Source organism: Aminobacter sp. MSH1 (assembly GCF_003071665.1).
Lineage (GTDB): Bacteria > Pseudomonadota > Alphaproteobacteria > Rhizobiales > Rhizobiaceae > Aminobacter > Aminobacter niigataensis.
This window is the reverse complement of record NZ_CP026265.1, coordinates 4,789,495-4,812,389: the sequence shown is the minus strand read 5'-3', so window position 1 is coordinate 4,812,389 and position 22,895 is coordinate 4,789,495. Positions and strand designations below refer to the sequence as shown.

The 22,895-nt window shown below is 61.3% G+C and carries 26 protein-coding genes and 5 riboswitches; of the genes, 11 read left to right on the top strand and 15 right to left on the bottom strand.

The features are described 5' to 3' along the window. Nucleotides 1-35: 35 nt before the first annotated feature. Nucleotides 36-362 (bottom strand): hypothetical protein, encoded by a 327-nt coding sequence (locus CO731_RS23710; protein ID WP_108609100.1) that lies wholly within the window; start codon nucleotides 360-362, stop codon nucleotides 36-38. Between the two features lie 60 nt (nucleotides 363-422). Between CO731_RS23710 and CO731_RS23705 the strand changes: the two genes are divergently transcribed. From CO731_RS23705 to CO731_RS23695, 3 genes are all read left to right on the top strand, one after another. Next, the gene (locus tag CO731_RS23705; RefSeq protein ID WP_108609099.1) at nucleotides 423-881 is read left to right on the top strand and encodes a MarR family winged helix-turn-helix transcriptional regulator; all 459 of its coding nucleotides are present in this window, start codon (nucleotides 423-425) and stop codon (nucleotides 879-881) included. Nucleotides 882-977: 96 nt separating this feature from the next. Then, nucleotides 978-2,540 carry a glutamine-hydrolyzing GMP synthase gene (gene guaA, locus CO731_RS23700; RefSeq protein WP_108609098.1) on the top strand — a complete coding sequence of 521 codons (1,563 nt, stop codon included), beginning with the start codon at nucleotides 978-980 and terminating at the stop codon, nucleotides 2,538-2,540. A 292-nt stretch (nucleotides 2,541-2,832) separates the two neighbouring features. Beyond that, entirely contained in the window at nucleotides 2,833-4,089 is a 1,257-nt protein-coding gene (locus CO731_RS23695; protein ID WP_108609097.1) for a site-specific integrase, read from the top strand. Here the strand turns inward: CO731_RS23695 and CO731_RS23690 are convergent. Beyond that, nucleotides 4,043-4,339 (bottom strand): AlpA family phage regulatory protein, encoded by a 297-nt coding sequence (locus CO731_RS23690; protein WP_108609096.1) that lies wholly within the window; start codon nucleotides 4,337-4,339, stop codon nucleotides 4,043-4,045. The two genes, CO731_RS23695 and CO731_RS23690, sit on opposite strands and share 47 nt — an antisense overlap. Before the next feature lie 220 nt (nucleotides 4,340-4,559). Further along, a riboswitch (Fluoride riboswitch) is annotated at nucleotides 4,560-4,637 on the top strand. Between the two features lie 87 nt (nucleotides 4,638-4,724). On the opposite strand from CO731_RS23690, the gene CO731_RS23685 reads away from it, so the two are divergent. Then, nucleotides 4,725-6,569: a DUF190 domain-containing protein gene (locus tag CO731_RS23685; RefSeq protein WP_108609095.1), complete on the top strand. Its 1,845-nt coding sequence runs from the start codon at nucleotides 4,725-4,727 to the stop codon at nucleotides 6,567-6,569. 2 nt (nucleotides 6,570-6,571) lie between these two features. Here CO731_RS23685 and CO731_RS23680 read toward each other — a convergent pair whose 3' ends face one another. Genes CO731_RS23680 through CO731_RS23665 form a run of 4 tightly spaced genes read right to left on the bottom strand, consistent with a single transcriptional unit; the run spans nucleotide 6,572 to nucleotide 9,172 of the window. Next, entirely contained in the window at nucleotides 6,572-7,414 is an 843-nt protein-coding gene (locus CO731_RS23680; RefSeq protein ID WP_108609094.1) for a universal stress protein, read from the bottom strand. Then, the gene (gene crcB, locus CO731_RS23675) at nucleotides 7,411-7,839 is read right to left on the bottom strand and encodes a fluoride efflux transporter CrcB (RefSeq protein ID WP_108610019.1); all 429 of its coding nucleotides are present in this window, start codon (nucleotides 7,837-7,839) and stop codon (nucleotides 7,411-7,413) included. The genes CO731_RS23680 and crcB overlap by 4 nt, the downstream gene beginning before the upstream one ends. Further along, nucleotides 7,839-8,501, bottom strand: a complete 663-nt coding sequence (locus CO731_RS23670; protein ID WP_108609093.1) for a histidine phosphatase family protein — start codon at nucleotides 8,499-8,501, stop codon at nucleotides 7,839-7,841. Before CO731_RS23670 ends, crcB begins: the two co-directional genes overlap by 1 nt. After that, on the bottom strand, nucleotides 8,498-9,172 hold the full coding sequence (locus CO731_RS23665; protein WP_108609092.1) for a 2,3-bisphosphoglycerate-dependent phosphoglycerate mutase: 675 nt from the start codon (nucleotides 9,170-9,172) through the stop codon (nucleotides 8,498-8,500). The genes CO731_RS23670 and CO731_RS23665 overlap by 4 nt, the downstream gene beginning before the upstream one ends. 48 nt (nucleotides 9,173-9,220) lie before the next feature. Then, nucleotides 9,221-9,280, bottom strand: a riboswitch (Fluoride riboswitch). Nucleotides 9,281-9,365: 85 nt separating this feature from the next. Continuing rightward, nucleotides 9,366-9,426: riboswitch (Fluoride riboswitch) on the top strand. A gap of 116 nt (nucleotides 9,427-9,542) precedes the next feature. On the opposite strand from CO731_RS23665, the gene eno reads away from it, so the two are divergent. Further along, nucleotides 9,543-10,829, top strand: a complete 1,287-nt coding sequence (gene eno, locus CO731_RS23660; RefSeq protein WP_108609091.1) for a phosphopyruvate hydratase — start codon at nucleotides 9,543-9,545, stop codon at nucleotides 10,827-10,829. A gap of 304 nt (nucleotides 10,830-11,133) precedes the next feature. Here the strand turns inward: eno and CO731_RS23655 are convergent, their stop codons facing one another. Then, complete coding sequence (locus CO731_RS23655) at nucleotides 11,134-11,478, bottom strand: hypothetical protein (protein ID WP_108609090.1); 345 nt, start codon at nucleotides 11,476-11,478, stop codon at nucleotides 11,134-11,136. Nucleotides 11,479-11,481: 3 nt separating this feature from the next. Between CO731_RS23655 and CO731_RS23650 the strand changes: the two genes are divergently transcribed. Beyond that, nucleotides 11,482-11,757 carry a hypothetical protein gene (locus CO731_RS23650; protein WP_108609089.1) on the top strand — a complete coding sequence of 92 codons (276 nt, stop codon included), beginning with the start codon at nucleotides 11,482-11,484 and terminating at the stop codon, nucleotides 11,755-11,757. A gap of 57 nt (nucleotides 11,758-11,814) precedes the next feature. Here the strand turns inward: CO731_RS23650 and CO731_RS23645 are convergent, their stop codons facing one another. Continuing rightward, nucleotides 11,815-12,099, bottom strand: a complete 285-nt coding sequence (locus tag CO731_RS23645) for a hypothetical protein (RefSeq protein WP_108609088.1) — start codon at nucleotides 12,097-12,099, stop codon at nucleotides 11,815-11,817. A gap of 74 nt (nucleotides 12,100-12,173) precedes the next feature. Continuing rightward, the gene (locus CO731_RS23640; protein WP_245439502.1) at nucleotides 12,174-12,458 is read right to left on the bottom strand and encodes a hypothetical protein; all 285 of its coding nucleotides are present in this window, start codon (nucleotides 12,456-12,458) and stop codon (nucleotides 12,174-12,176) included. Nucleotides 12,459-12,483: 25 nt separating this feature from the next. After that, a riboswitch (Fluoride riboswitch) is annotated at nucleotides 12,484-12,562 on the bottom strand. A gap of 112 nt (nucleotides 12,563-12,674) precedes the next feature. Next, a riboswitch (Fluoride riboswitch) is annotated at nucleotides 12,675-12,736 on the top strand. A 115-nt stretch (nucleotides 12,737-12,851) separates the two neighbouring features. On the opposite strand from CO731_RS23640, the gene CO731_RS23635 reads away from it, so the two are divergent. Beyond that, nucleotides 12,852-14,387 (top strand): DNA mismatch repair protein MutS, encoded by a 1,536-nt coding sequence (locus CO731_RS23635; protein WP_108609087.1) that lies wholly within the window; start codon nucleotides 12,852-12,854, stop codon nucleotides 14,385-14,387. Further along, nucleotides 14,384-15,898 carry a DNA mismatch repair protein MutS gene (locus tag CO731_RS23630; RefSeq protein WP_108609086.1) on the top strand — a complete coding sequence of 505 codons (1,515 nt, stop codon included), beginning with the start codon at nucleotides 14,384-14,386 and terminating at the stop codon, nucleotides 15,896-15,898. Before CO731_RS23635 ends, CO731_RS23630 begins: the two co-directional genes overlap by 4 nt. A 16-nt stretch (nucleotides 15,899-15,914) precedes the next feature. Here the strand turns inward: CO731_RS23630 and uppP are convergent, their stop codons facing one another. The 3 genes from uppP to CO731_RS23615 form a co-directional block, all read right to left on the bottom strand. Beyond that, nucleotides 15,915-16,787 (bottom strand): undecaprenyl-diphosphatase UppP, encoded by an 873-nt coding sequence (gene uppP / locus CO731_RS23625; protein WP_108609085.1) that lies wholly within the window; start codon nucleotides 16,785-16,787, stop codon nucleotides 15,915-15,917. A 202-nt stretch (nucleotides 16,788-16,989) separates the two neighbouring features. Further along, nucleotides 16,990-17,529, bottom strand: coding sequence for a cytochrome b (locus tag CO731_RS23620; RefSeq protein WP_108609084.1), 540 nt, complete (start codon nucleotides 17,527-17,529; stop codon nucleotides 16,990-16,992). Nucleotides 17,530-17,818: 289 nt separating this feature from the next. Then, entirely contained in the window at nucleotides 17,819-18,703 is an 885-nt protein-coding gene (locus CO731_RS23615; protein WP_108609083.1) for a MurR/RpiR family transcriptional regulator, read from the bottom strand. 94 nt (nucleotides 18,704-18,797) lie between these two features. Between CO731_RS23615 and CO731_RS23610 the strand changes: the two genes are divergently transcribed. The 3 genes from CO731_RS23610 to CO731_RS23600 are packed head-to-tail and all read left to right on the top strand — an operon-like array spanning nucleotide 18,798 to nucleotide 20,361. Further along, nucleotides 18,798-19,553, top strand: a complete 756-nt coding sequence (locus CO731_RS23610; RefSeq protein WP_108609082.1) for a TMEM165/GDT1 family protein — start codon at nucleotides 18,798-18,800, stop codon at nucleotides 19,551-19,553. After that, a complete protein-coding gene (locus CO731_RS23605; protein ID WP_108609081.1) occupies nucleotides 19,550-19,768 on the top strand; it encodes a hypothetical protein in 219 nt (72 codons plus the stop codon). Before CO731_RS23610 ends, CO731_RS23605 begins: the two co-directional genes overlap by 4 nt. Further along, nucleotides 19,765-20,361 (top strand): tyrosine-protein phosphatase, encoded by a 597-nt coding sequence (locus tag CO731_RS23600; protein ID WP_108609080.1) that lies wholly within the window; start codon nucleotides 19,765-19,767, stop codon nucleotides 20,359-20,361. Before CO731_RS23605 ends, CO731_RS23600 begins: the two co-directional genes overlap by 4 nt. 344 nt (nucleotides 20,362-20,705) lie before the next feature. Here the strand turns inward: CO731_RS23600 and CO731_RS23595 are convergent, their stop codons facing one another. Genes CO731_RS23595 through CO731_RS23585 form a run of 3 tightly spaced genes read right to left on the bottom strand, consistent with a single transcriptional unit; the run spans nucleotide 20,706 to nucleotide 22,684 of the window. Beyond that, nucleotides 20,706-21,497 (bottom strand): endonuclease/exonuclease/phosphatase family protein, encoded by a 792-nt coding sequence (locus CO731_RS23595; RefSeq protein ID WP_108609079.1) that lies wholly within the window; start codon nucleotides 21,495-21,497, stop codon nucleotides 20,706-20,708. Between the two features lie 12 nt (nucleotides 21,498-21,509). After that, on the bottom strand, nucleotides 21,510-22,106 hold the full coding sequence (locus CO731_RS23590; protein WP_108609078.1) for a cation transporter: 597 nt from the start codon (nucleotides 22,104-22,106) through the stop codon (nucleotides 21,510-21,512). Continuing rightward, nucleotides 22,103-22,684 (bottom strand): Chromate resistance protein ChrB, encoded by a 582-nt coding sequence (locus CO731_RS23585; protein ID WP_108609077.1) that lies wholly within the window; start codon nucleotides 22,682-22,684, stop codon nucleotides 22,103-22,105. The genes CO731_RS23590 and CO731_RS23585 overlap by 4 nt, the downstream gene beginning before the upstream one ends. Nucleotides 22,685-22,895 lie beyond the last annotated feature (211 nt).

Sequence of the window (22,895 nt, the reverse complement as noted above, 5' to 3'; positions counted from 1 at the left end):
ATCTGGATGGTCGCCCCTTGGGCGGCCATCCTTGCCTACTGCGCCGAGCGCGGCAGCCCCTTGGCATTGCCGAACAGGATGCCGGCAAGCCTCACCCTGACATCGCGATCCTGGCTCACATAGGTGATTGATCCTGCCTCGTGGTCGAGCGTCCAGCGGCCGACAGCCCCATTGTCCCAGTCGACCACGTAGCCGCCCTCGGCGAGCGCCCAGCTTCCCTTCCGCGTTTCCCCGTCGTCGAGCAGCATGTGCGCCCTGTTGCCGGTTTCGAAATAGACGTAGGCCTCCTTGCCGTTGCGGTCGAGCACATGGGTCGTGCCTGCTATCAGCACCCTCAGCGAGGCCTGGTCGAGAATTGCCATGTTCGGTCCCTTCCACTATCAAGGTAGTCAAGCATCTTGACGATATGCATGATTGGAAAAATGGTCAAGCTACTTGACGAAAAAGACGCCAAGGCATTGCCCGACCATATCGGCTGGCGCCTGTGGCAGGCGAGCCGCGCCTGGAAGGCTGAGTTTGCCGAGGCGATGCGCGCGGCCGGCCATGGCTGGTTCAGCGAAGGCCGAGCCGGACTGCTCGGCCACATACCCCGCCGCGGCACCAGGCAGGCGGCGCTGATCGAACGCATGGGGATCTCCAAGCAGGCGGTGCAGCAATTGCTCGACGGCCTGGAGGCCGAAGGTGTCATCGAACGCGCGCCTGACCCGGAGGACAAGCGTGGCAAGTTTGTGCGCTACACGTCAAAGGGGCTGGCTGCACTCGACGACGGCGACCATATCAAGATCGACATCGAGAAGCGCTACCGCGAGCGTCTGGGCGAGGGGTCTTTCGAGGCGTTGATGGCGGCCCTGCGCGGGCTTGCCGAACCGCAGGCGAGCTGATTGGCAGCCGGCCTTGGCCGGCCATTGCGCTCCCTGCCTGCCAGCCATGCAATCCAGCCCATTGCACAGACTCGAATCTTTCTTTAAACGCCCGCCATGAAGAACTCCGAGCACCCCGAAACCGTCCTCATCATCGACTTCGGCAGCCAGGTGACGCAGCTCATCGCGCGTCGCGTCCGCGAGGCCGGGGTCTATTCCGAGATCGTTCCCTTCCAGTCGGCCGCCGAGGCCTTCAAGCGGATCAGCCCCAAGGCGGTGATCCTCTCGGGCAGCCCGCACTCCACGGTCGACATCGGCAGCCCGCGCGCTCCTGACGCCGTCTTCGAGGCCGGCATCCCGGTGCTCGGCATCTGCTACGGCGAGCAGACCATGTGCGCCCAGCTCGGCGGCAAGGTCGAAGCCGGCCACCATCGCGAATTCGGCCGCGCCTATCTCGAGATCGAAGACGAAAGTGCTTTGTTCGACGGCGTCTGGGCCAAGGGTACTCGCCATCAGGTGTGGATGAGCCATGGCGACCGCGTCACTGCCATCCCCGCCGGCTTCCGCGTCATCGGCACCTCCAACGGCGCACCCTTTGCCGCCATCGCCGACGAGGCCCGCAAGTTCTATGCCGTGCAGTTCCACCCCGAAGTGGTACACACCCCCGACGGGGCCAAGCTGCTGCGCAATTTCGTCCACAAGATCGCCGGCATCGAGAGCGACTGGACCATGCGCGCCTACCGCGAGCATGCGGTCGAGGCGATCCGCAAGCAGGTCGGCGACAAGAAGGTCATCTGCGCGCTTTCGGGCGGCGTCGATTCCTCGGTCGCGGCACTGCTCATCCACGAGGCGGTCGGCGACCAGCTCACCTGCATCCTCGTCGACCATGGCCTGATGCGGAAGAACGAGGCGGCCGACGTCGTCGCCATGTTCCGCGAGCATTACAATTTGCCGCTGATCCTGGTCGATGCCGCCGATCGCTTCATCGACGCGCTCGAAGGCGAGTCTGACCCGGAAAAGAAGCGCAAGACCATCGGCCGCCTGTTCATCGAGGTATTCGAGGAAGAGGCCAAGAAGCTCGGCGGCGCCGATTTCCTCGCCCAGGGCACGCTCTATCCCGACGTCATCGAAAGCGTGTCCTTCACCGGCGGCCCTTCGGTTACCATCAAGTCGCACCACAATGTCGGCGGCCTGCCCGACCGCATGAACATGAAGCTGGTCGAGCCGCTGCGCGAGCTGTTCAAGGACGAGGTCCGCGTGCTTGGCAAGGAACTCGGCCTGCCCGACAGCTTCATCGGCCGCCATCCGTTCCCCGGACCCGGCCTCGCCATCCGCTGCCCCGGCGGCATCACCCGCGAAAAGCTCGAAATCCTGCGCCAGGCCGACGCCATCTATCTCGACGAGATCCGCAAGGCCGGCCTCTACGATGCCATCTGGCAGGCCTTCGCCGTGCTGCTGCCGGTCCAGACCGTCGGCGTCATGGGCGACGGCCGCACCTACGAGTTCGTTTGCGCCCTGCGCGCGGTGACGTCGGTCGACGGCATGACCGCCGACTTCTACCACTACGACATGAATTTCCTCGGCGCCGCCGCCACCCGTATCATCAACGAGGTCCGCGGCATCAACCGCGTCGTCTACGACGTGACGTCGAAGCCGCCCGGCACCATCGAGTGGGAATGATTTTGGCCCATCCGGACGTATCCGTAACTACGCTAGGATACGAAACAAGCCATTGAAAATAAAAATAAATTCCTTCTATAGCAGTCAGTAGCTATCGGTACGCAGAGTTTGGCTCTGGCGGCCTTCCTGACGGACCTCCCGTATATTGCTTGGGCGAGTTTTTCAAAGTACCGTCACGGTCAATGAGGCTCGTGACGGTACTTATTATTCTTTAAGCCATTGAAGATAAAAGAAATTATCTGCCACGAACCCTCCAAATTGTGCTGACGGTACTTTTCAGGAGGCAGTAAGGATGCTGACGGATGTCGCCCTCAAGGCATTGAAGCCAAAAGAGAAAATCTACAAGATTGCGGACCGCGACGGCATGTATGTTCGCGTCATGCCCAGTGGCGCGATCTCGTTTCGCCTGGATTACAGGCTCAACGGCCGTCGGGAGACCGTCTATCTGGGCAGGTATGGACGCGACGGAATCTCGCTTGCCCGGGCCCGAGAGAAGTGCCTCGACGCGAGGCGTGCCATTGGCGAAGGACGATCGCCGGCGATAGAGAAGCAGCGCGACAAGCGGCGTCTGAAAGAGGCGAAGAGTTTTGGCGAGTTCGGGGAGAAGTGGCTCACCGCCGCGCCGATGGCCGACAGCACGCGCGCCATGCGGCGTTCCATCTTCGAGCGCGAGCTTCTGCCGGTCTGGCGCAATCGTCTCCTGACGGAGATCACGCCGGACGATCTAAGAGCCCACTGCGGCAGCATCGTTGAACGCGGTGCTCCGGCGACGGCTATCCACGTGCGAGACATCCTGAAGCAGATCTACGGATTCGCGATCCTGCACGGCGAGAAGGTAGCCAACCCGGCCGACGAAGTGGGGCCGGCATCGATCGCCACCTTCGTACCGAAGGATCGCTCGCTTTCGCCCTCTGAAATTCGAGTGATGTTGAAGCAGCTCGAGCACATCGCCACACTTCCCACGATCCGATTGGGAATGCGGCTCTACCTCCTCACGATGGTGCGCAAGAGCGAGCTGCAGGACGCAGTGTGGGACGAAGTCGATTTCGAGAATGCAGTCTGGACGATCCCGAAGGAGCGCATGAAGCGCTCGAAGGCGCATAACGTCTACCTGTCGCGCCAAGTGCTCGACATCATGATCGCGCTGAAGACCTGTGCAGGCAATTCAAGATACCTTCTGCCTTCGCGGTACGACGCAGATGCTCCGATGTCGCGCGCCACCTTCAACCGCGTGACCTACGCAGTCGTCGAACGGGCGAAAGCGGAAGGTTTGCCCCTGGAGCCGTTTACGGTCCACGACCTGCGGCGGACAGGTTCGACTCTACTGAACGAACTCGGCTTCAACAGCGACTGGATCGAAAAGTGTCTGGCGCATGAGGACGGGCGCTCGTCCCGTGGCGTTTATAACAAAGCCGAATATGAGGTGCAGCGTCGACACATGATGCAAGAGTGGTCGGATATCTTGGACGCCTGGGTCGATGGCAGGAAGTACGTGCCAACGCTCATCCCCCCGTCGATGCCGATCTTGCAGCCCGATCCGGCGCTTTGACCGGACGGGCTCGGCGTTGTTTCACGTCGGGGCCGGGCGCACGGAGAATTGGTTTCGAGCGACGGGCCGCAAGCCATGCCTGAACCTCGCCCAGATCCCAAACCACGCATCGTGGGGTCAAAGCGAAGCGTCGCGGAAATTCTCCCCGCTGCTCCATCTCGTAAATCGTGCTGTCAGCCAGCGGCACCATCTCGCGTAACTGCTGCCGTCTGATTGTTCTTCTGATGGGTGTGTTCATCGTAGCGCTCATGTTGCATCTCCTCTCGATTTGGATTGAGGAGATAGAAAGCGATAGATCTAGAAAGATGAAGTCTTCACGTTGACCAGGCGGGAAATATCGCGCTGTGGCGTGCAGATCGGACGGTGACGCTCTGCCGCACCTACCGGCCGCTGAACCGCGATGGAGTGTCGTCCGATTATGACTGCATGCTGCAACGCGATATTGACATTCGGTGCTGCGACGCGGTAAGAATCGAGCCGGCAATGGAATCTGCCTGACCCATCTGGGTCGAACCGCCTCCCCGCAGGCTGATGACTCCTACTCACTGCGTTTTTCGCAGGAGTGGAGTCGTGGCCTGACGCATCCCATGGATTGCTGACAGTTCTAGCGGCTCCGCCTGCAATCGGAGCCTGGAATGTCGTTTGGCACTATACAAAGTCGTCTAACTCAGTTGGCCGTCCTCGCGCGCTGGCTAATGTTCGTCGTTCCGATGGCGTCGGCCGTCGGATCGCTCTGCGCGCTGTTCCTCTGGGCGTTGGACGAGGCGACCCGGGCCCGCTTTGACTTCCCGTGGCTACTTTTCGGACTCCCTCTGGCGGGTCTTGCCGTGGGGCTCGTCTATCATTGGTTCGGCCGGTCGACAGAGGGCGGCAACAACCTGATCGTCGAGCAGATCCATGAGCCTGGCGCGGGCGTCCCACTACGGATGGCGCCACTCATTTTCCTGTCCACGATCATCACGCATCTGTTCGGCGGATCGGCGGGCCGCGAAGGGACCGCGGTGCAGCTTGGGGGCAGCCTTGCGAGCGCCTTCGGGAAGGCCTTGCGGCTCGACAGCGACGAAGTGCGACTGATGCTTATGGCCGGCATCGCCGCCGGCTTCGGCGCGGTCTTCGGCACGCCCATCGCCGGCGCAGTTTTCGCGCTGGAAGTGCTCACCGTCGGGCGCATTCAGTACGAGGCGCTGATCCCCTGCCTGATCGCTGCGGTGACGGGTGACTGGGTGTGCCAGCTCTGGGGAGTTGGACACACTCATTACCGCATCACGTTCGGCGCCGACCTGCCGGGCTTTCACCTCGATATCTTACTATTCGCCAAGGTGGCCTTGGCGGGCATTGCGTTCGGGCTGATCAGCCAGCTCTTCGCAGAAGCCTCCCACGGCGTACAATCCGTCATGAAGAAGCTGCTGCCCTTCGCTCCCTTGCGGCCCGTGCTCGGGGGACTTCTCATTATCGGACTTGTCTACGCCGTCGGCACGCGCGCCTATCTCGGCCTCGGCGTATGGTCGGCCAATCCCGGCGATCCGACCATCGCGGGCTTCTTCGATCCTACACGCGTGGATGGCTGGAGCTGGCTGTGGAAGTTCGTGTTCACGGTCGTGACCCTAAGCGCCGGCTTCAAGGGTGGCGAAGTCACCCCACTCTTCTTCATCGGTGCGGCGCTCGGCAACGCGCTTGCCCATTTGCTCGGGGCCCCGGTCGATCTCCTCGCCGGTCTCGGCTTCGTGGCGGTGTTCGCCGGTGCGTCCAACACCCCTCTCGCCTGTACGATCATGGGCATCGAACTGTTTGGCGCAGAGAACACTGTCTACATCGCGACGGCTTGTTTCATCGCCTACGCCTTTAGCGGCCACTCCGGCATCTATCTGTCGCAGCGGCTGGGCGTGCCGAAGACAGACTTCGGCTTCATCCCCCCGGATGTCTCACTGCGCGACGTCCGCGAGATCGGCCGGCCCGCGCCGGTCGCCAACCTGCTCGAACGCCGCAAGCGCAAGCCGCGAGCAGCCGAGCCTTTCCTCCTCTCTCAAAAGGACAACGACGTGAATTCTACTCATATTTTGACGGCGAGTGATGTCGGTATGGTGCGGATCTACCTGAAGCCCCGCGACAAGATGCCCAGCAAGGGCGCGCGTGCACTATGGAGTTCGCGCCTGCTCTATCGGGAGCTGGTTCTGGAAGCGAAGAAGGAAGGCATGATGAACGCCGTCGCCCATCACACGCATTATGGCTACAGCAACCATGGTCGCGTCGAGAACCATTCCAGCGAGATCAGCAACCCGGAACTGACGGTGTGCGTCGAGATCATCGGCCATCGGGCGGACCTGGAGACCTTCGTGCGCCGGCACGGGGCGCTGCTCTACAACAAGGTCATCATCTTCAAGCACCTTGAGCATTGGAGCGTCGACGAGAAGGGCGATGCGCTTGTCGAGACAACTCTGAATGAGCCGCAGGCGGACAACGACGAACTGCGTGTCGGCTGAACTTAGTGGCTCATGAAGAGCGGAAGCGTTGCGCGCCCCAGCAACGCTTCCGTTACTCCTCCAAAAATCCACTCGGCGTATTCGGTGTGCCAGTAGGCACCGGTCACGAGCCAGTCGGCTCCGAACTGCCGGGCCTCGTCGAGTAGCTGAACACCGACTGGGACGTCCTCACGTCGTTCGACATGGGCTCCGTCGGCCGCAATCTCATGGTCAGCCAGATGCTCCTTGGCCCATGTCAGTTCGAGAGGGTCGGGACGGCCGATGCAGATCAGATGCACCGCGTCAGCTTGGCGCAGCCAGGGCAGTGCAGCATCGAGGACGCGCCGGCCCGGCGGCGTGTCCTTCCAACCGATGAGAATCCGGCTGAGTTTGCGGGAGACATAGTCGGAGGGAACGACAAGGAATGGCCTGTGCGTCTTGAAGAGGCAGGCATGGAAAGCCGACCGGGCGTGACCTCGGCTGCCCGGTGTGATGTTCGCCATGACGTTGAGCACGGCTTGAGTTCCGAGCGCCTTGACTTCGTCATCGACGCCGTCGGCGATATCGAGCCAGGTTGTCTCTACGTGGGCATCGAGACCCGCGATCCAGGTCGAGAAGACATCGCGCAGGGCTCTGCCTTCCTCGATGGCCTCGATCTCCATGGCCCGCTCTTGGGTGGGCAAGAGCATCTCCTCGGTCGGAAGAATATCCCGCATGGGATCGACCCGAACATGAAGACCGGTGATGGTTGGATGATCCAGCGCCGATGCGGCGGCGGCGGCCGCATCAAGGCACGCACGCGCACCGTGGCGCTCCGCGAGAACCGCAAGGATCGTGTTGGCGCTCAGCTCGATGTCATTCGTCATCCTGCATCCTCCTCGATTTGCGCTTCAGCGACCTGTTGGACGCCGCCATTGAGGTGTTCGGCGGCGAGATAGCCGAGCGATACGGCGACGAGGCAAAGCACGACTGAGAGACCGATATTGAGCAAAGCGCGCAGCGGGGCGCCCGCACGGACTAATTCGAGCGTCTGGAGACTGAACGAGGAGAACGTCGTAAAGCCGCCGCAGATTCCGACCATGAAGGCGACGCGCCAAAGTTCCGGAACCGGGTAGCGGCCATGCTCGACGGTCATCGTGCCGAAAAACGAAATGGCAAACGACCCTGTGACGTTGATCAGTATGGTGCCCCAAGGCAGGTCCCGACTAAGCGACGCCATCCACAAGGCGATCCAGTATCGCGTGACAGTGCCGATTGCGCCCCCGAGGGCAACCCAAAAAGTAGTCTGCATCATAGTGGATGCTCCGTTGATCTCTGCTGATCGCCCGCGATCTGGAGCGTGGGATCTTGCAGGTGCAGGGTTTCATTGATGCTGTGAACGCGAATCCCCCGTGATGTCACCTCGATGTCCGTGAGGTTGCACGGCGATTGTTCGAATCGCCAAAAGGCGGAGAGCGGAAGATCGAGCAATGTTAGAAGCAATGCTCGATTGGTACTGTCGTGGCCGACGAGAACGACGCGCCCATCGGGATGGCGGGTGATGATTTCGCGCACCGCCTCGGCCGTACGCGCGACCAGATCCTGCAGGGAGTCGCCGTTAGGCGGCCGCACCAGATGGGGCTGTATCCACCATCGCGCATAGCGCTGCGGATCACTCCGCTCGACCTCTTCATGCATTTTACCGGTCCAGTCGCCATAATCGATATCTGCGAGTTCCGTCAGCGCCGTCGCCTTCACGTTCGTGGCGACTGCAACCGCGACACCGGTATCGACAGCACGCGAGAGCGGACTGGTGTAGATCGCGTCTAGTTTCGGGCGCGAGGCGAGAAACGCTCCCAGCCGTCGTGCTTGCTCGCGGCCGGCGGCGGTGAGTGGCAGGTCATGCCGTCCGCGAAAGCGCGGTGGCGTAATTCCCTCGACATGGCCGTGTCGGGTCAGCAGGATGTGCGTCATAGAGTAAAGATCCTTGATCGTTCGGTTGGGTTGATGTCGGGAAGCCTTTTGGATACGGCACCACGGCAGGTCTCAAAGGCGATGATCTCGCCGGTCCCGATTTCGAGTCCCTCGATTTCCGATGCCGTGAGATACTCGAGCTTCTTGATCAGGGCGCGCAGGCTGTTGCCGTGCGCGACGACGAGCACGCTGCGACCGTCGACAAGCTGCGGTGTGATGGAACTGTCGTAATACGCGCCAACCCGGATTTGGGTGTCCATCAGGCTTTCACCATCCGATGGACGGCCCGTGAAGGATCGCCGCCAGCGCCTGACCTGTTGGGCCTCGACACCCTGCACGGGCAAATCCTTGTGATGGCCGGTCAGAATCCCGTAGTCGCGTTCGTTGAGGGCGAGGTTGCTGATCAACTGAATATCTCGCCCGAGCGAGGCGATGATGATTTCCGCTGTCTCCCGCGCGCGCTGCAGCACCGAAGAAAAGGCGATATCGAGAGTGATCGCTGATTTCCGAAGTGAGGCGGCAATGTCCAGCGCCTCCCGCCTGCCGCGTTTCGTCAGCGGCAGGTCGAGGCGTCCGGTAAAAATGTTGCGCGCATTGCCTTCGCTCTCGCCGTGGCGTGCGAGGAGCAGCAATCCACCATTTGGATGTGAATGATCTTCGAAGCGCACCATCTCTCCTGCCATCGGACGCAACGCGCCCTTGAGGCCCCCGGAAGGGGGCGATTGGCAGGAGTCATCAGCCTGATGGCGGTTTCGGGAGACCCCATTCCCTGCGATCGCCAAGCTGACGATAGCTCTTTATTTGTAGTTATTTGCACGACGATCGTCAACGCTCTGATTGACCTTTGTTCCAGCGGCGCGCACACTCGCTAATGGGGATGGGGTCCCCCATTGCATGCTGGCCGGCTGATGACTCCTACCGTTAGGCGCAACGGTAGAGCCATGTCCGGACGTACCCCCAAGCACTCCATGATGATCGCTCTCGCCCGTCCGCCACGACCGCGGCCAGTGACGTACGCGTTCTATCGATTGGAGATTGCTCATGCCCAACGAAATTGCCCATGTCGACGCTCTGGAGATCCTCGATTCTCGCGGCAACCCGACCGTGGAGGTCGAGGTCGCCTTGAGAAATGGCAGCGTCGGTGTAGCGCGTGTGCCGTCTGGCGCCTCTACCGGAAAGAATGAAGCGGTCGAGTTGCGCGATGGCGATCCGACCCGATTTGGCGGCCTCGGGGTGCGCAAGGCCGTCGAGAATGTTCGAACGATATTGTCCGAACGGGTTTTGGGGGAGGATGCGACCAAGCAAGCCGCCATCGACGCACTGCTGATCGAGGCGGATGGAACGCCTGGGAAATCGAAGCTCGGCGCCAATGCCATTCTCGGCGTTTCCATGGCTGTCGCCCGCGCGGCCGCCAACTCTGTAGGCCTGCCGCTCTACGCCTATCTGGGCGGTGCGACGGCGCGACGTCTCCCCATTCCGATGATGAACGTCATCAACGGAGGCAAGCACGCGGGCAACAGGCTCGCCTTCCAAGAGTTCATGATCGTCCCGCACGGCGCACCCAGCTTCAGCGAGGCGTTGCGCTACGGCGTCGAGACGTTCAGGGCCTTGAAACGGGAACTTGAGCGCCGTGGACTTCCGACGGCCGTGGGCGACGAGGGCGGCTTTGCTCCCGATCTCGAAAGCGACGAGGAGGCCTGCGAGTTGATCGTCGAAGCGATCGAGCGGGCGGGCTTCACTCCGGGCAAGGATGTTGCGATCGCGCTCGATCCGGCGGCGTCATCGTTCTTTTCGGATGGAGCCTACGACCTGGCTTCCGGTGAGCGGCTGGATCGGGAAGCCCTGCTCGACCTCTATGCGCGCTGGGTGAAGACCTATCCGATCGTCTCGATCGAGGACGGCTTCGACGAAGCCGATTGGGACGGCTATGTCGCGCAGACGGCGGCGATCGGCGATCGCATCCAGATCGTCGGCGACGACAACTATGTGACCAATCCGAAATTCATCGCCGAGGGCATCCGCCGCAAGGCGACGAATGCGGTGCTGATCAAGCTCAACCAGATCGGCACCGTGACCGAGACGGTGGCGGCGATCGAGCTGGCGCGTACCGCCGGCTGGCGCTCGGTGGTGTCCCACCGCTCGGGCGAGACCGAAGATTCCTTCATCGCGGATTTCGCCGTCGCTTTCGGGACGGGGCAGATCAAGACCGGCTCGCTCAGCCGTAGCGAGCGTATCGCCAAATATAACCGGCTGTTGTGGATCGAACGGCAACTGGGCACGCAGGCATTGTTCTCCTCCCCCTTTATCGCTGGAGACCAGGCTGACTGAGATGCTCTCGTTTTCTGGGCACTGTTTTCGATCATCCCGAGCTGTATCTGCTCAATCCTGGAGACGGTCCATTTCAGCACGCGGACGATCACACTATTCGAGCGCTGCGCGGAGCGCGGCGTCGGCAAATTGATCGCGATCAAGCAGAAGCGGATCGGCGACGCGCTTCCGATGCTCGATTCTTCCGGGATCTGGAGGAGCGCATGGCTGAAGGTCGAAAGAGCCCGTTCCGCATCGGCCCCTTCAGCAGGGCCCGCAACACAGACCGCTGGTTCACATAGGTGAGGATATGCCGCTCGATTCCTTAGTAGCGCGGCATACGCGCGGAGGCGGCGATATCCTCGCGTTCCAGAAGGGTTGACGCCGGTGCATCCGCATCCGCCGATCCGACCGGATCGATCGGCGTACGGATCTCCGCGAGCGTCACCCGATCGGCAAACAGGATATGCGCCAGCACCTCCGAATCCCCCGGCGTGAGCGTGTCCTGCGCCGGCGCATAGGCGATCAGTCGTGCAAGTCCCAGCCGCGTCAGCCCGGCATCGTCCTTCCCCGTCATCCAGCGGGTCACAATCCGTGTCACCAGCAGACACGGGGCCAGAACCTTGAGGGCGATGGAGAGAACCCGTCCGGTTGGCGCAGCCAGTTCCATGGCATGAGTCGCGCCATCGAGAGCCTCCTTGAGGCTCGCGAGTCGATCGGCGCTGTCGTGACGAAGAAGGAGGCTGTCGGCATCGTGACGCTCGAGGATCTATTCGAGGCGCTGCTGGGTTTCGATATCATCGATGAGGCCGAGGCCATGGCCCAGTTGCGGCTTGAAGCGGAGGCGGCACGCCGGCATCGGCTTGATGCCCTGCGGGATAGACGAGGGGACTGGACCAATGGATCCGTCCGCCGACATCCGTCGCCGGCTTCGGAAGGCCTCTGGTGAAGATGTTCCTTCCGAACGGGAACATGCAGGCCATCGGCTACTCCACTCATGTGATCGCTACATGTCATTTCGGGATTGCGAAACCCGGACTGCGGCGGCGACGACGGCAGCAGCTTGCCAGATGCAGATGACGATGATGACGCCCACCATTGTCAGATACATGCCGACCTGTGTTGCCAGCTCGACATGTTCCGATTGGCCGAGATAGGCGGTCATTGTCATCAAGCCGATGACAAGAAAGGTCGAGACGATTGAACAGAAATCGCCCCATTTCTTGCTCTCCTTGAGGTGTTCCTTAAAACTCTCCTTATGGGCGGCACGCAAAGTGCTGGAATCATGCATGGTCTGGGTCCTTCTTCAAAAGCGTCGGCGGATCGACCATGCGAACCGCCGCTTCAGGCGATTGCGATGGGGTTTCAATGAATCAGCGGCGGCCTATCAGCCAGACTGGCGGCTTCGCGCAACTTTGCGGTGTCGGTGCGGAATGATCGATACTCCCATCGCATCGTCACGGGGTGCCGTCGGCGCCAGATGGCTTCCAACCAGAAGAAGTCTCGCTCATCGCTCGGCAGCACGGGGAACCATGCGAAAGCTCCGGCCCACGCCCGTTGCTGTTTCTGGACAGGAGCTGGCGAGATGAGCTGACCGGCAAAGGCGAGCGCACTGCATATCAAACGGAATATGAACGATGAGATAGGCATGACTCTACTCCTTCGCGCCATGAGCGCTTGAGTAGGAGTCATCAGCTTCGCTATCGAAGCGGTTCGGCCACGGCGGCCTGGCAGAATCCATTGCCTTGGAAAGACTTATACGAATTCGCGTGCATTGTTGTCAATTCGCCGAAGGTTCTGCTCACATCGACGTTGACCGATCCGCCTATACCGACGCCATTGAAATAAAATCGCTCGTCCCCTATCTCTAAGCGAGGCGATGGAGTTCGCCTTGAACCGCCCTTGGGGCTGATGACTCCTTCAATTTGCCGTTCACGGCATGAAGGAGTTCGTCGTGCAAACGCTATCCAATAAATCTTGCTCGGTCGCCGATCGCTCACGTGGAGCGAGGAAGACGCTTCGTCGCGCGGAAGGGGCCGCGTGATGAGCTTCTTCAGCATTCTTCATCCTGGATCGGCCGATGGGCTTCCCCACTATCTGGCACGGGAGCCGGACTATTTTCGCGATCTGAACCTCGATCAGATCGTGGCGACGCTCACCGCCGGCCGCGATGCCTATGACCTCAAGCCGTTCTTCCAAACGCCGCTCGATGCACTCGACGCCATCGCTTATCGCCAGGAGGTGATGCGTGACGTCGCTCGGAGATCGACCGGAGACCTGGTCAGGGCGTTCGGCGCGCGCATGGTCAGGATGCGTGAGACGGCCACCTTAGCCGCCAAGCTGCACTATCGTTATCAAAAGGCGCGCTGGTTTGCCGATGCCGTCGAAATCTACTGCGAGGCTACGCAAGACCTTTGCGATGGGCTCGCGGCCGACAGGCCCGCCTCGCGCGGGCTCAATGCCCTTCTCGGCTACTTGCAGTCGATCACGGCTTCGCCGCCGTTCCGTTCCCTTGTCAAGGAAGCGCGGCTTCTGAAGGCCGGCCTGGCGGCGGTTCGCTACGACCTTCTGATCCGCGACGCGAGCATCGCGGTGCGGCGGCGCGGGCCGGAAGCGGACTATACGGAAGACGTGGAAGAGACGTTCCAGCGTTTCCGCGTCGGCGACGTCTCGGCCCAAGCATTTAAGCTGCCCGACTATGCGGAGATGAACCATATCGAGGCAGGGATCCTCGATCGTGTAGCGCTGCTCTATCCGAAGATGTTTCACGAGCTTCTCGCCTATGCGGAGCGAAACGCGGACTACGCGGATGCCCGCATCTTGGCGTTTGACCGCGAGATCCAGTTCTATCTCGCTTACGTCGACCAGATGGAGCGAATGGCCGTCGCTGGACTTCCGTTCTGCTATCCTGAGGTATTGAGCGATAGCAAATCGGTGCGCTGCGAGGAGACGTTCGATCTCGCACTGGCGATCAAACTGGTCGGAGAGAACCAGCCGATCGTCGGCAACGACTTCCATCTCGACGGAGCCGAACGGATTTTCGTCGTCTCCGGCCCAAACCAGGGCGGCAAGACCACCTTCGCCCGCGCGTTCGGCCAGTTGCATTTTTTGGCGAGCCTGGGCTGCCCGGTGCCGGGCAAGGCGGCGCAGGTGTTCCTCTTCGACCGCATTTTCACCCATTTCGAACGCGAGGAGAGCATCCACGACCTGCGCGGCAAGCTGCAAGACGATCTCGTGCGCATGCACGACATCCTGCGGGATGCGACGCCGCGAAGCGTTGTGATCATGAATGAGATTTTCACCTCAACCGCATTGCGCGACGCGATCATTCTCGGCCGCAAGGTGCTACGGAAGATCATCGACCTGGACGCGCTCTGTGTCTGCGTCACCTTTATCGACGAACTCGCAACATTAGGCCAGAAAACGGTCAGCGCCGCGAGTACGGTTGTGCCCCGCGATCCGGCCTCGCGGACCTACAAGATCGTGCGAAAGCCCCCCGACGGGCGGGCCTACGCCGTCGCCATCGCGCAGAAATATCATCTGACCTATGTCGACATCAGGGAGCGGCTTGCCTCATGAGAGCGCTCCTTCTCTACAAGACCCACGATTTCGACGCCGCGGCGAAGCTCTGGATCAACGAGGCGGCGCTGTCGCAGGACCTCGAACTTTCTACGCTCCTTTCTGCGATGGCGGCGGGCGATTCGTTCGTCTCCGATGTGGCCCGCAAGGTGATCCTCACAGCCGCGCCGGTGACGGCCGACGAGATCCTCTACCGCCAAGCCATCCTGAGCGACTGCCTGCGGGAAGCCGCAACCGTTCGCGCGATCTACGCGATCACGGTCGAAGCGCTGGAGCGCGAGAAGAAAATCCATGTCGGCCTCTTCAGGGACTCTCCCGAAGCCGTACTGCGGCGCTCGGTCGAAGTGCTCGAGATGTTCCTGAGCGTGCTGAGAAGGCTGCGTGCCTTGGTCGATCAAAGCGCTGCGGCTTTCCGTTCGGACGGGTTTTCAACGCTGTTCGCCATGCTGCGGCGAGAGTTAGGTGACGATTACTTCGCCCGGCTCGTGGATCATATCGAGCGCCTCAAGTTCCCGCGTGGCATTCTGATGAGCGTAGAGCTCGGGACCGGCAACAAGGGCAAGCACTACGTGCTGCGCAGGCTCGCGCAGCCGAAGGGATGGCTGGCGCGCCTGTTCGATCCCCAGCCCGAAGGCCACGTGCTCCGCCTCCATCCGCGCGACGAAGCCGGCGCGCGCGCGTTCTCCGAGCTGCGGGACCGCGGCCTTGCACTTGCCGCGGTTGCCGTAGCCGAGGCGGTGGATCATATGCTGAGCTTCTTTCGTTTGCTGCGCACAGAGTTGGCGTTCTACACCGGATGCCTCAATCTCCATGATACGCTCGCGCGATACGGCGCGCCGACGAGCCTACCGCTGCCGGCCGAGATTGGTTGCAGGCGCTTCTGCTCCACCGATCTCTATGACGCATGCCTGGCCCTCGGCCTCAAGCGCCGCATCGTCGGCAACGACATTGCGGGCGAAGGGTGGCAGCTCACTGTAATCACGGGGGCGAATCAGGGCGGCAAGTCAACCTTCCTGCGTAGCGTGGGCCTAGCCCAGCTCATGATGCAGGCCGGCATGTTCGTGGCCGCGGCGGCCTATTCGGCGGAGATCGTTAGCGGCGTCTTCACCCACTACAAGCGGGAGGAGGATACCAGCATGCGCAGCGGCAAGTTCGACGAGGAACTGGCCCGCATGTCCGGCCTCGTCGACGTCATCAGTCCGCACGGCCTCATTCTCTTCAACGAATCCTTTGCATCGACCAATGAGCGGGAAGGATCGCAGATTGCGTGCGAGATTGTTCGCGCCTTGCTGGAGAAGAACGTGAAGGTCTTCTTCGTCACGCATATGTTCGAGCTGGCCGATGGCCTCGAACGGCAGCAGGATCCGCGCTTTCTCTTCTTGCGGGCCGGCCGCAGCGCCACGGGCGAGCGCAGTTTCAAGCTCGCGGAGGGCCCACCGCTTCCGACGAGCTACGGGCTTGATCTTTACGAGGGCATCTTCGGCGAGGAGGTCAAGGCGGACGTCGTGTGAGGCTTCGCGTGACAGGTCACGTGAGCCAGTCTGACGCTACTGCAAAGAGAAGGATGGCACCGAGCAGGCCTCGATAGATCACGAAGGGCCAAGCCGAGAAACGCTCGAGCACGCGCATCAATCCCCATATCGCCAAAAAGGCCGAAACAGAGGCTGTCAGGAGCCCGACAACAAGAATGGACCAGCCGTCGAGTGACAACTGAACATTGTGGAGTTCCCACAGCTCTTTAATTCCGGCGAGGGCGATTGCCGGTAATCCAAGGAGGAACGAAAAGCGCGCTGCCTCTTCTCGCTTCAGGCCGAGCGCGAGCGCCGCGGTTAAGGTGGAGCCCGAGCGCGACACGCCCGGAATCAGGGCGCCGATTTGCGCGATGCCGACGATCATTGCATCGATAAGCGATACATCTTCGAGCGTTCGTTTGTGGCGGGCGTAAATCTCCGCGATCGCCAGGAAGATGGCCATGACGACGCAGGCCCAGCCGATCACGGTGAGGCTGCGAAGCTCAGAACCGCAGGCGTTTAGCGATCGCGCCAAGAAGAGTCCTGCCACGCCGATCGGGATCGTCGCAAGGATGATCCAAACGGAGAAGCGCAAGGAGCGGTCATGGAAATCTCGATGCGCGAGGGCGCGCAGCGAGTTCGCCGCTAACTGGCTCACGTCACCCCAAAAATAGCTGATGACGGCAGCCAGCGCTGCGAGCTGCATGGCGGCTGAAAAGGCGGAGCCGGGATCCTGCCACCCTAGAACCGCAGGGACGATCCTCATGTGCGCCGTTGAAGAGATCGGTAACAGTTCAGTGATCCCCTGCACCACGCCCAGCAGAGCGACTTTGGCATAGCCCAACGCCACGAAGCCGGTGTCGACGCCCTGAGTACAAGCTTCCGTCATGCGGCTCCCCTAGTTCATTTCCGTCCTTCAACCTGTCGGAGGCAATTGGTCCGTTATGACCAAGCGATGGGGGGATCAGAGCGGATGATCCTGCAGCAGGTTGGCTCAAACTCAGCCCAGGCCGTCGCCGCTATCCTCCTGCCCGCGCGCCTTCATGGTCAGGCGCATCGCGCCGATAACCTCGGGGCGATAGTTTCTCAGCCTATTGAGCCGGGAAGCATGCGGCGCAGCACCCGTCCCGTCGGATGAAATGGTGCCAGAGCGCTGCCACGGCATGGAACGCCGCCAGGATGATGATGGCATTCGCCAGGAATGCATGGATCTCCTGGACCTGCTGCGCGAACGGGCGGTCGGCTGCGAATGGTGCGGGGATTGTGAATATCCCGAAAAAGCTAAGCGAGTCGCCCCGCGCCCAGGTGAGGATGATGCCAGCGATAGGCAGCGCGATCAGCAAAGCATAGAGCAAACCGTGCACGAGGGAGGCAAGCCTTGTCTCCCACCGATTGGCGACAGCATCAGGTTCCGGCACCCCGACCGCCAGCCGAACGATAAGGCGGGCCAGCACGAAGGCAGCGAGCAGCAGGCCGAACGAAATATGAAGCCACCACACCCATGCGCGACCCGGGTCGCCACGGGGGAACAATCCTTCCGCATAAGTCAGTAGATAGAGCCCGCTCACGAGGACGAAGAGTGCCCAGTGAAGGACCTTCTGAGCATGTGAGTAAGCGGCAGGCCTGATCATCGGGCGTCTCCAATTTAGAACTCCTATAATTTGAAGCCCTACGATGTCCAAAATGCGAATGGGCGAGACCGAGCCGCCTCTCGGATCAAGCTCGTAAGAGCAGTAGGGCCACGGTCTGCGCACCTAGTTGGCGAGCGGCAGCTCCATGTGTGGAGGACAAGTTCGCGGTCCGCGCGTCGGAAGCACGCGCTCGAACCGGTTGTCTTGCCGACCGCGCGATCCGCACCCGGCCGATGCAGAGCGTCCATGCGGCTCTTTCTCATGGGCGACGACTCCGCTTGCTGATGTCCTAGCGATCGCCGTTGGGCACCGGCAGGCTCATCGCCTTGCCCGCGAGCCTTTTCCGCGTTTCATTCAGCTCGTTGAGGCTTGCGAGAGTGTCGGTGGTTCTCTGGGTCGCGACGCCAACCAGGAGTGTTTCGATGAGGCCGAGGGTGGCCGTATGCATGCTCAGCATATCGGCCCGCCCCCGCGCCACGGGAAGGACCAGATCGACCCGGTGTCGTAGCTTGGCCGCGAGCGTGTCCGTCAGGAGCAGCGATCCCACCCCGCGACGGTCGATTTCGTCGAGGAGTACGGCCAGCTCTGCATAGACCCGCCCGTAGGCCAGGATGATAACGAGGTCGCCCTTGCGCAGCTTCTGAAGGTCGTCGGCGAAGAGAAGGCCCGTATTCGTCAGGCTCGCGGCGTCCAGACCGAAGCGCGCGAGTTGGATAACTAGATAGGCGGCCATGGCGCTGGACGGTCCGATGCCGAAGACGAGTATGCGCTGAGCCCCGACGATGCTGCCTACCGCTTTCTCGAACTGTTCGGGTGTAATAGTGCGGCGGAGGCTCTCTAGGGACTGGAGATGGATCTCCAGGGTCATCTCGAATGCGGCAGCCAGGCTTGTGCCGACCTCTCCGAGGGTTCGCGTCAGCCGCTCGGCCGGCGAGAGTGAACTGCGCAGTTCGTTGGCAAGCGTCTGGCGCAAGTCTTCGAGACCAGAGAAGCCGAGTGCCTTGGTCGCGCGCACGATCGTGGCATCGCTGGTCTCCGCCTTCGCTGCCAGCGCCGCTGCGGAAGCGATGAGGACCTGCTCGCGATTCTCCTGAAAGAATAGCACGACCCGCTGCTCGGCTGGGCTCATCCGCTCGAAGCGGTCTGCAATTCTCTCGTCGAACGTCAGTGCCATCGTCCCTGGCCCTCCTTGACTCTTGTCGCGTTTACTACCAATCTAGTATCACATAGTTGCAAACGCTACAACGCTGACTTTTGGGAGACTGGCAATGGATCCAGCAACATGGAGCATAGCCGCGCCGGCCATCGGCGCGGCCTTCCTCGCTTCGCTCGTCGAGGTGGTCGAGGCGTTCACGATCGTCCTGGCGGTCGGCACCCTACGCGGATGGCGGCCGGCAGCTCTCGGCACCGTCGCGGCTCTTGCTGTGCTCGGCATGCTGATCGTCCTACTTGGCCCGCTGCTCGATCAGGTTCCCCTTCATCTCCTTCAACTCGTCATCGGTGTGCTCCTCCTCTTGTTCGGGATGGGATGGCTTCGTAAGGCGATCCTCCGGGCGGCGGGCATTATCCCGCTGCATGATGAGGACGCCATTTTCGCATCCGAGTCGGCCCAATTGGCAGGGGCTACTGGTCAACGACGCGCGTCGCTTGATTGGATCGCTGGCCTGACCGCCTTCAAGGCGGTCTTGCTGGAAGGGCTTGAGGTCGTGTTCATCGTCATCGCGGTGGGCGCCGGCCGCGGCCTGTTATGGCCGGCCGCACTCGGCGCCTTGGCAGCCTGCCTTGCCATCCTCGCCATCGGCATCATCGTCCACAAGCCGCTCGCGAAGGTCCCGGAGAACACGCTGAAATTCGGCGTCGGCGTCATGTTGTCCGCCTTCGGTGTGTTCTGGACGGGAGAGGGACTCGGCATCGATTGGCCGGGCCAGGATATCGCCTTGGTCGCCTTTGCCGCTTTGTTTCTCGGCGTGGGCCTCGCCACCACATCCGCGCTTCGGCGTCCAGCCGTGGAGATCGCACGATGAGCATCATCATTGAAGTCGCCAAGGAGCTCCTTGGCATGTTCCTCGCCGATGCAAGGCTCACCACGGCAACCCTGGCGCTTGTGGCAGTCGTGGCCGGCCTGGTCATCGCTCTGCGAGTCGAACCGCTCCTGGGCGGATGTGTGCTCCTCCTTGGTTGTCTCGCGATCCTCGTCGAGGCGGCCGTTCGCGAAGCAAGAAGTCGGAGCGCGTCATGAAGGCGATCATTCGGGCACGCAGCCGTGCCGGAAAAGCGGCGCGGACGATCGGCGGCGTCGTGTTGGTCCTAGCTCTTTCCGTCGGCGGGTATTTCGGAGCGCTTCAGCTCACGGGCAATTTCCATCCGGTCGTCGCGAACGAACTCTACCGATCGGCGCAGCCGACGGCAGCCGATATCGCCAGTTACCAGAAGATGTATGGCGTCAAGACGATCGTCAATCTACGTGGAGAGAACACCGGCTCGCCGTGGTACGACGCGGAGATTGCTGAGGCCAAGCAGCTCGGCATCACCCATGTCGATTTCCGCATGTCGGCGAGGCGCGAACTCACGCAGGCGGAGGCGGGCGACCTCATCGGGATTCTTGAACAGGCCGAGAAGCCGGTGCTCATTCACTGCAAGGCTGGCGCCGACCGCAGCGGCTTGGCTGCCGCGCTTTACGTCGCCGCCGTGGCCAAACTTGGCGAAGCTGCCGCGGAAGCACAGATCTCCATCCGCTACGGGCACATCTCACTTCCCCTGAGCTCGGCCTACGCCATGGACCGGACGTTCGAGGCGCTCGAGCCGTGGCTTGGATTTCAGGCTCGTGAATAAATCCTCCGAATTTTTCTCAAATGATCGCCAATGAGAGGGTGGGATGGGACCGCTAACGTCAGCGTTGCTCTATCGCGAAGCGCTTCCGTCGCGTCGCCGAACACCTATTCATCGGACTCAGTATACCAATTAATGACCTGGATCTTTCTGGCCTTCCGGGAAGGCCTTGCCAAGCACTACACAAAAGGCAAAGGAGAGCGAATTCAGGCACGGTATACAGGGCGATAAGGATAGATATCTGGTCGGCAATTCCGTTGAATAAATGGCTGATGGCGGCGATATCGTTTCCGAGAATGGCCGCGACACCAAGGCAGATAATCGACCTGCTGGTGGCCGCAGCGACGTCACCCAACATCGCAGATAATCGGATAGTGATCCGAGGCCTGGCCAGCGCGATCATCATGTAGAACTCGATAATTGGATGCCTGATCCGCCAACGCGGCGGTCGCCAGCAGATAGTCGCAACGGAAAGGCACGAATTCGCTGCCTTGAAAGGCCGCGCCCGGAACTGTCGGCATCTGATGGCCACCGAGTTTGAAGCCGATGTCGTTGAAACCTGCCGCTTCGAGAGACGAGAGAGTCCGAACATCGGCCTTGCCATCCTCGCCGGCATAGCGGGCGCGGAAGCGTGCGGGAAGCTCACTGAGTGCAGGCTCCGCATCATGCGGCGAGACCGAATTGTAGTCGCCGCCGATGATCACGTAGGCGTCGTCGATGGCATGGTTGACCAGATAGCTCGCCTCGCGCAGCCGGACATGTGGGCCGTTCGGGCATAGATGCACGCTGATGGCTGTCAGCGGCTTGTCGAGACCCGGCACACGCAGTTCCGCGATGGCGGCGGCATGGTGAAAATGATCCGCATCCTGCTCGAAGCTGATCGGCTCGATACCGGGCTTTAAGAGGATCGCCGTGTTCTGCCCGGTGACGCGGGCCGCGGCGACGAGCGCGCGCCGGCCGAGACGGCGTTCCGCCTCGAACAGGCGCTTTGCTCCGTCTGCGAGATAGCCTTTCCATTCCTGCACAAGAAGCACATCTGGATCGGCGTCGCGGATGATCTCCACCTGCAAATCGAACCGTTGGCCATTGTCACCGTCGAAGCCGCCGAACAGTGTATTGTACGTCATGATGCGAACCATGGCGGGGTCCTTTCAGGCTTCGGCCTTGGCCAGGCGATGTTCGTCGCGCGCGGCTGTCCAGACGGCACGCGCCGCATCAAGGTTCATGCAGGCGATACCGAAACCGACAATGATGTCCGGCCACGCAGAATGCAGGTAGAGCGTCACGATTCCGGCTGCGATGATCGCGACGTTCGCAAGTGCATCATTGCGCGCTGAGAGGAACGCCGCCTTGGTCAGGCTGCCGCTATGATGACGATGACGCGCCAGCAGGAAGGCGCAAAACAAGTTGATGATAAGGGCGCCCCCACCCGTGATCGTAAGGGGCACCGCTTCGGGTGGTACCGGAACGTTGACCTTCTGCCAGACCACCCACACGAAGGCGACAGCCGGTGCGAGCAGGATCGCCGAAAGCAACATGCCGACCTGCGCCCGCCGCGTGGCGCTCCATCCGAGCGCAGCAACGATCAGGAAATTGACGGCTGCGTCTTCGAAGAAATCGGCACTATCAGCCAGGAGAGACGCAGAACCGATAGTGAGCGCGACAGTAAACTCGACGCCGAAGTAGGCGAGGTTCAGGAGCGCGACGATCAGGACAGCGCGACGGAGACTTGAGGTATCGATCTTCATGTCTTGTCATTCGGATTTTGGCGTGTCGAAGCACCGGGCCGGTTTTCTTCTTGAGCCTCGAATACGCGCTTTGCATAGGCTTCCAGGAGAGCCGTGCAGTGATTGAGGCGCTTGTCGGCATCGGCGGAGAGAGGGGCGTTGTAGAAGTCGAGCTTCCGAATTTTCGCGAGCCAACCTTTGAGCTTCTCAAGATCCTCATCGTTTTCCTCAAGCTCGGCGTAGGTGAAGTGCTCAGCCGCTGTTTCCTTCGCGATTTCAGCCTCGAAGTCTGCGCACTTTCCAATGAACTCGCGATAGGCCTCGTCGCGGTCGGCGGTGAAACGGTCGATGACTTTTTGTTCTTGAGCAGGGTCGAGGCCAACGGTCTCCAAGAGCACGGCCTCGCCGCCAATCTCGGCTACATCGTTCTCGACGACCCTTAATCGCCGCACGTGATCATCGCTCTTTGGCAGAAGGCACACGCCATTCTGGAGATACACCGCACCCATGCCCTTCAACTTTCGCCAAACGGCGATGCGTTTTGCCGCGGGTTCGGGGGGGACCTTATAGGTGAGGAGGAGCCAGGAGTTCTGCATCATGCGTTCAGAATAAATGTAACGACCGTAACTTGTCAAGTGTTCGGCATGGCGCTATGGTTTGAGCCATCGTTGTCAATGGGGCAGAATTTCCATGGTCAGGCCTTCACATGCGGGGCAGAGCGCGCTGGCCGTTTTAGGGTTGGTGGAAGCTCCTTTGGAGTTGTCTGAAGCAATCTCGGCCGTCCTTGGCAGTATATTGAGACTAGGGCGC

Excerpts from the sequence above, each read along its gene's own strand:
- CO731_RS23710 (WP_108609100.1), bottom strand. The coding sequence starts at position 362 with ATGGCAATTCTCGACCAGGCCTCGCTGAGGGTGCTGATAGCAGGCACG.
- CO731_RS23705 (WP_108609099.1), top strand. The coding sequence starts at position 423 with ATGGTCAAGCTACTTGACGAAAAAGACGCCAAGGCATTGCCCGACCAT.
- guaA (WP_108609098.1), top strand. The coding sequence starts at position 978 with ATGAAGAACTCCGAGCACCCCGAAACCGTCCTCATCATCGACTTCGGC.
- CO731_RS23695 (WP_108609097.1), top strand. The coding sequence starts at position 2,833 with ATGCTGACGGATGTCGCCCTCAAGGCATTGAAGCCAAAAGAGAAAATC.
- CO731_RS23690 (WP_108609096.1), bottom strand. The coding sequence starts at position 4,339 with ATGAGCGCTACGATGAACACACCCATCAGAAGAACAATCAGACGGCAG.
- CO731_RS23685 (WP_108609095.1), top strand. The coding sequence starts at position 4,725 with ATGTCGTTTGGCACTATACAAAGTCGTCTAACTCAGTTGGCCGTCCTC.
- CO731_RS23680 (WP_108609094.1), bottom strand. The coding sequence starts at position 7,414 with ATGACGAATGACATCGAGCTGAGCGCCAACACGATCCTTGCGGTTCTC.
- crcB (WP_108610019.1), bottom strand. The coding sequence starts at position 7,839 with ATGCAGACTACTTTTTGGGTTGCCCTCGGGGGCGCAATCGGCACTGTC.
- CO731_RS23670 (WP_108609093.1), bottom strand. The coding sequence starts at position 8,501 with ATGACGCACATCCTGCTGACCCGACACGGCCATGTCGAGGGAATTACG.
- CO731_RS23665 (WP_108609092.1), bottom strand. The coding sequence starts at position 9,172 with ATGGTGCGCTTCGAAGATCATTCACATCCAAATGGTGGATTGCTGCTC.
- eno (WP_108609091.1), top strand. The coding sequence starts at position 9,543 with ATGCCCAACGAAATTGCCCATGTCGACGCTCTGGAGATCCTCGATTCT.
- CO731_RS23655 (WP_108609090.1), bottom strand. The coding sequence starts at position 11,478 with ATGGAACTGGCTGCGCCAACCGGACGGGTTCTCTCCATCGCCCTCAAG.
- CO731_RS23650 (WP_108609089.1), top strand. The coding sequence starts at position 11,482 with ATGAGTCGCGCCATCGAGAGCCTCCTTGAGGCTCGCGAGTCGATCGGC.
- CO731_RS23645 (WP_108609088.1), bottom strand. The coding sequence starts at position 12,099 with ATGCATGATTCCAGCACTTTGCGTGCCGCCCATAAGGAGAGTTTTAAG.
- CO731_RS23640 (WP_245439502.1), bottom strand. The coding sequence starts at position 12,458 with ATGCCTATCTCATCGTTCATATTCCGTTTGATATGCAGTGCGCTCGCC.
- CO731_RS23635 (WP_108609087.1), top strand. The coding sequence starts at position 12,852 with ATGAGCTTCTTCAGCATTCTTCATCCTGGATCGGCCGATGGGCTTCCC.
- CO731_RS23630 (WP_108609086.1), top strand. The coding sequence starts at position 14,384 with ATGAGAGCGCTCCTTCTCTACAAGACCCACGATTTCGACGCCGCGGCG.
- uppP (WP_108609085.1), bottom strand. The coding sequence starts at position 16,787 with ATGACGGAAGCTTGTACTCAGGGCGTCGACACCGGCTTCGTGGCGTTG.
- CO731_RS23620 (WP_108609084.1), bottom strand. The coding sequence starts at position 17,529 with ATGATCAGGCCTGCCGCTTACTCACATGCTCAGAAGGTCCTTCACTGG.
- CO731_RS23615 (WP_108609083.1), bottom strand. The coding sequence starts at position 18,703 with ATGGCACTGACGTTCGACGAGAGAATTGCAGACCGCTTCGAGCGGATG.
- CO731_RS23610 (WP_108609082.1), top strand. The coding sequence starts at position 18,798 with ATGGATCCAGCAACATGGAGCATAGCCGCGCCGGCCATCGGCGCGGCC.
- CO731_RS23605 (WP_108609081.1), top strand. The coding sequence starts at position 19,550 with ATGAGCATCATCATTGAAGTCGCCAAGGAGCTCCTTGGCATGTTCCTC.
- CO731_RS23600 (WP_108609080.1), top strand. The coding sequence starts at position 19,765 with ATGAAGGCGATCATTCGGGCACGCAGCCGTGCCGGAAAAGCGGCGCGG.
- CO731_RS23595 (WP_108609079.1), bottom strand. The coding sequence starts at position 21,497 with ATGGTTCGCATCATGACGTACAATACACTGTTCGGCGGCTTCGACGGT.
- CO731_RS23590 (WP_108609078.1), bottom strand. The coding sequence starts at position 22,106 with ATGAAGATCGATACCTCAAGTCTCCGTCGCGCTGTCCTGATCGTCGCG.
- CO731_RS23585 (WP_108609077.1), bottom strand. The coding sequence starts at position 22,684 with ATGATGCAGAACTCCTGGCTCCTCCTCACCTATAAGGTCCCCCCCGAA.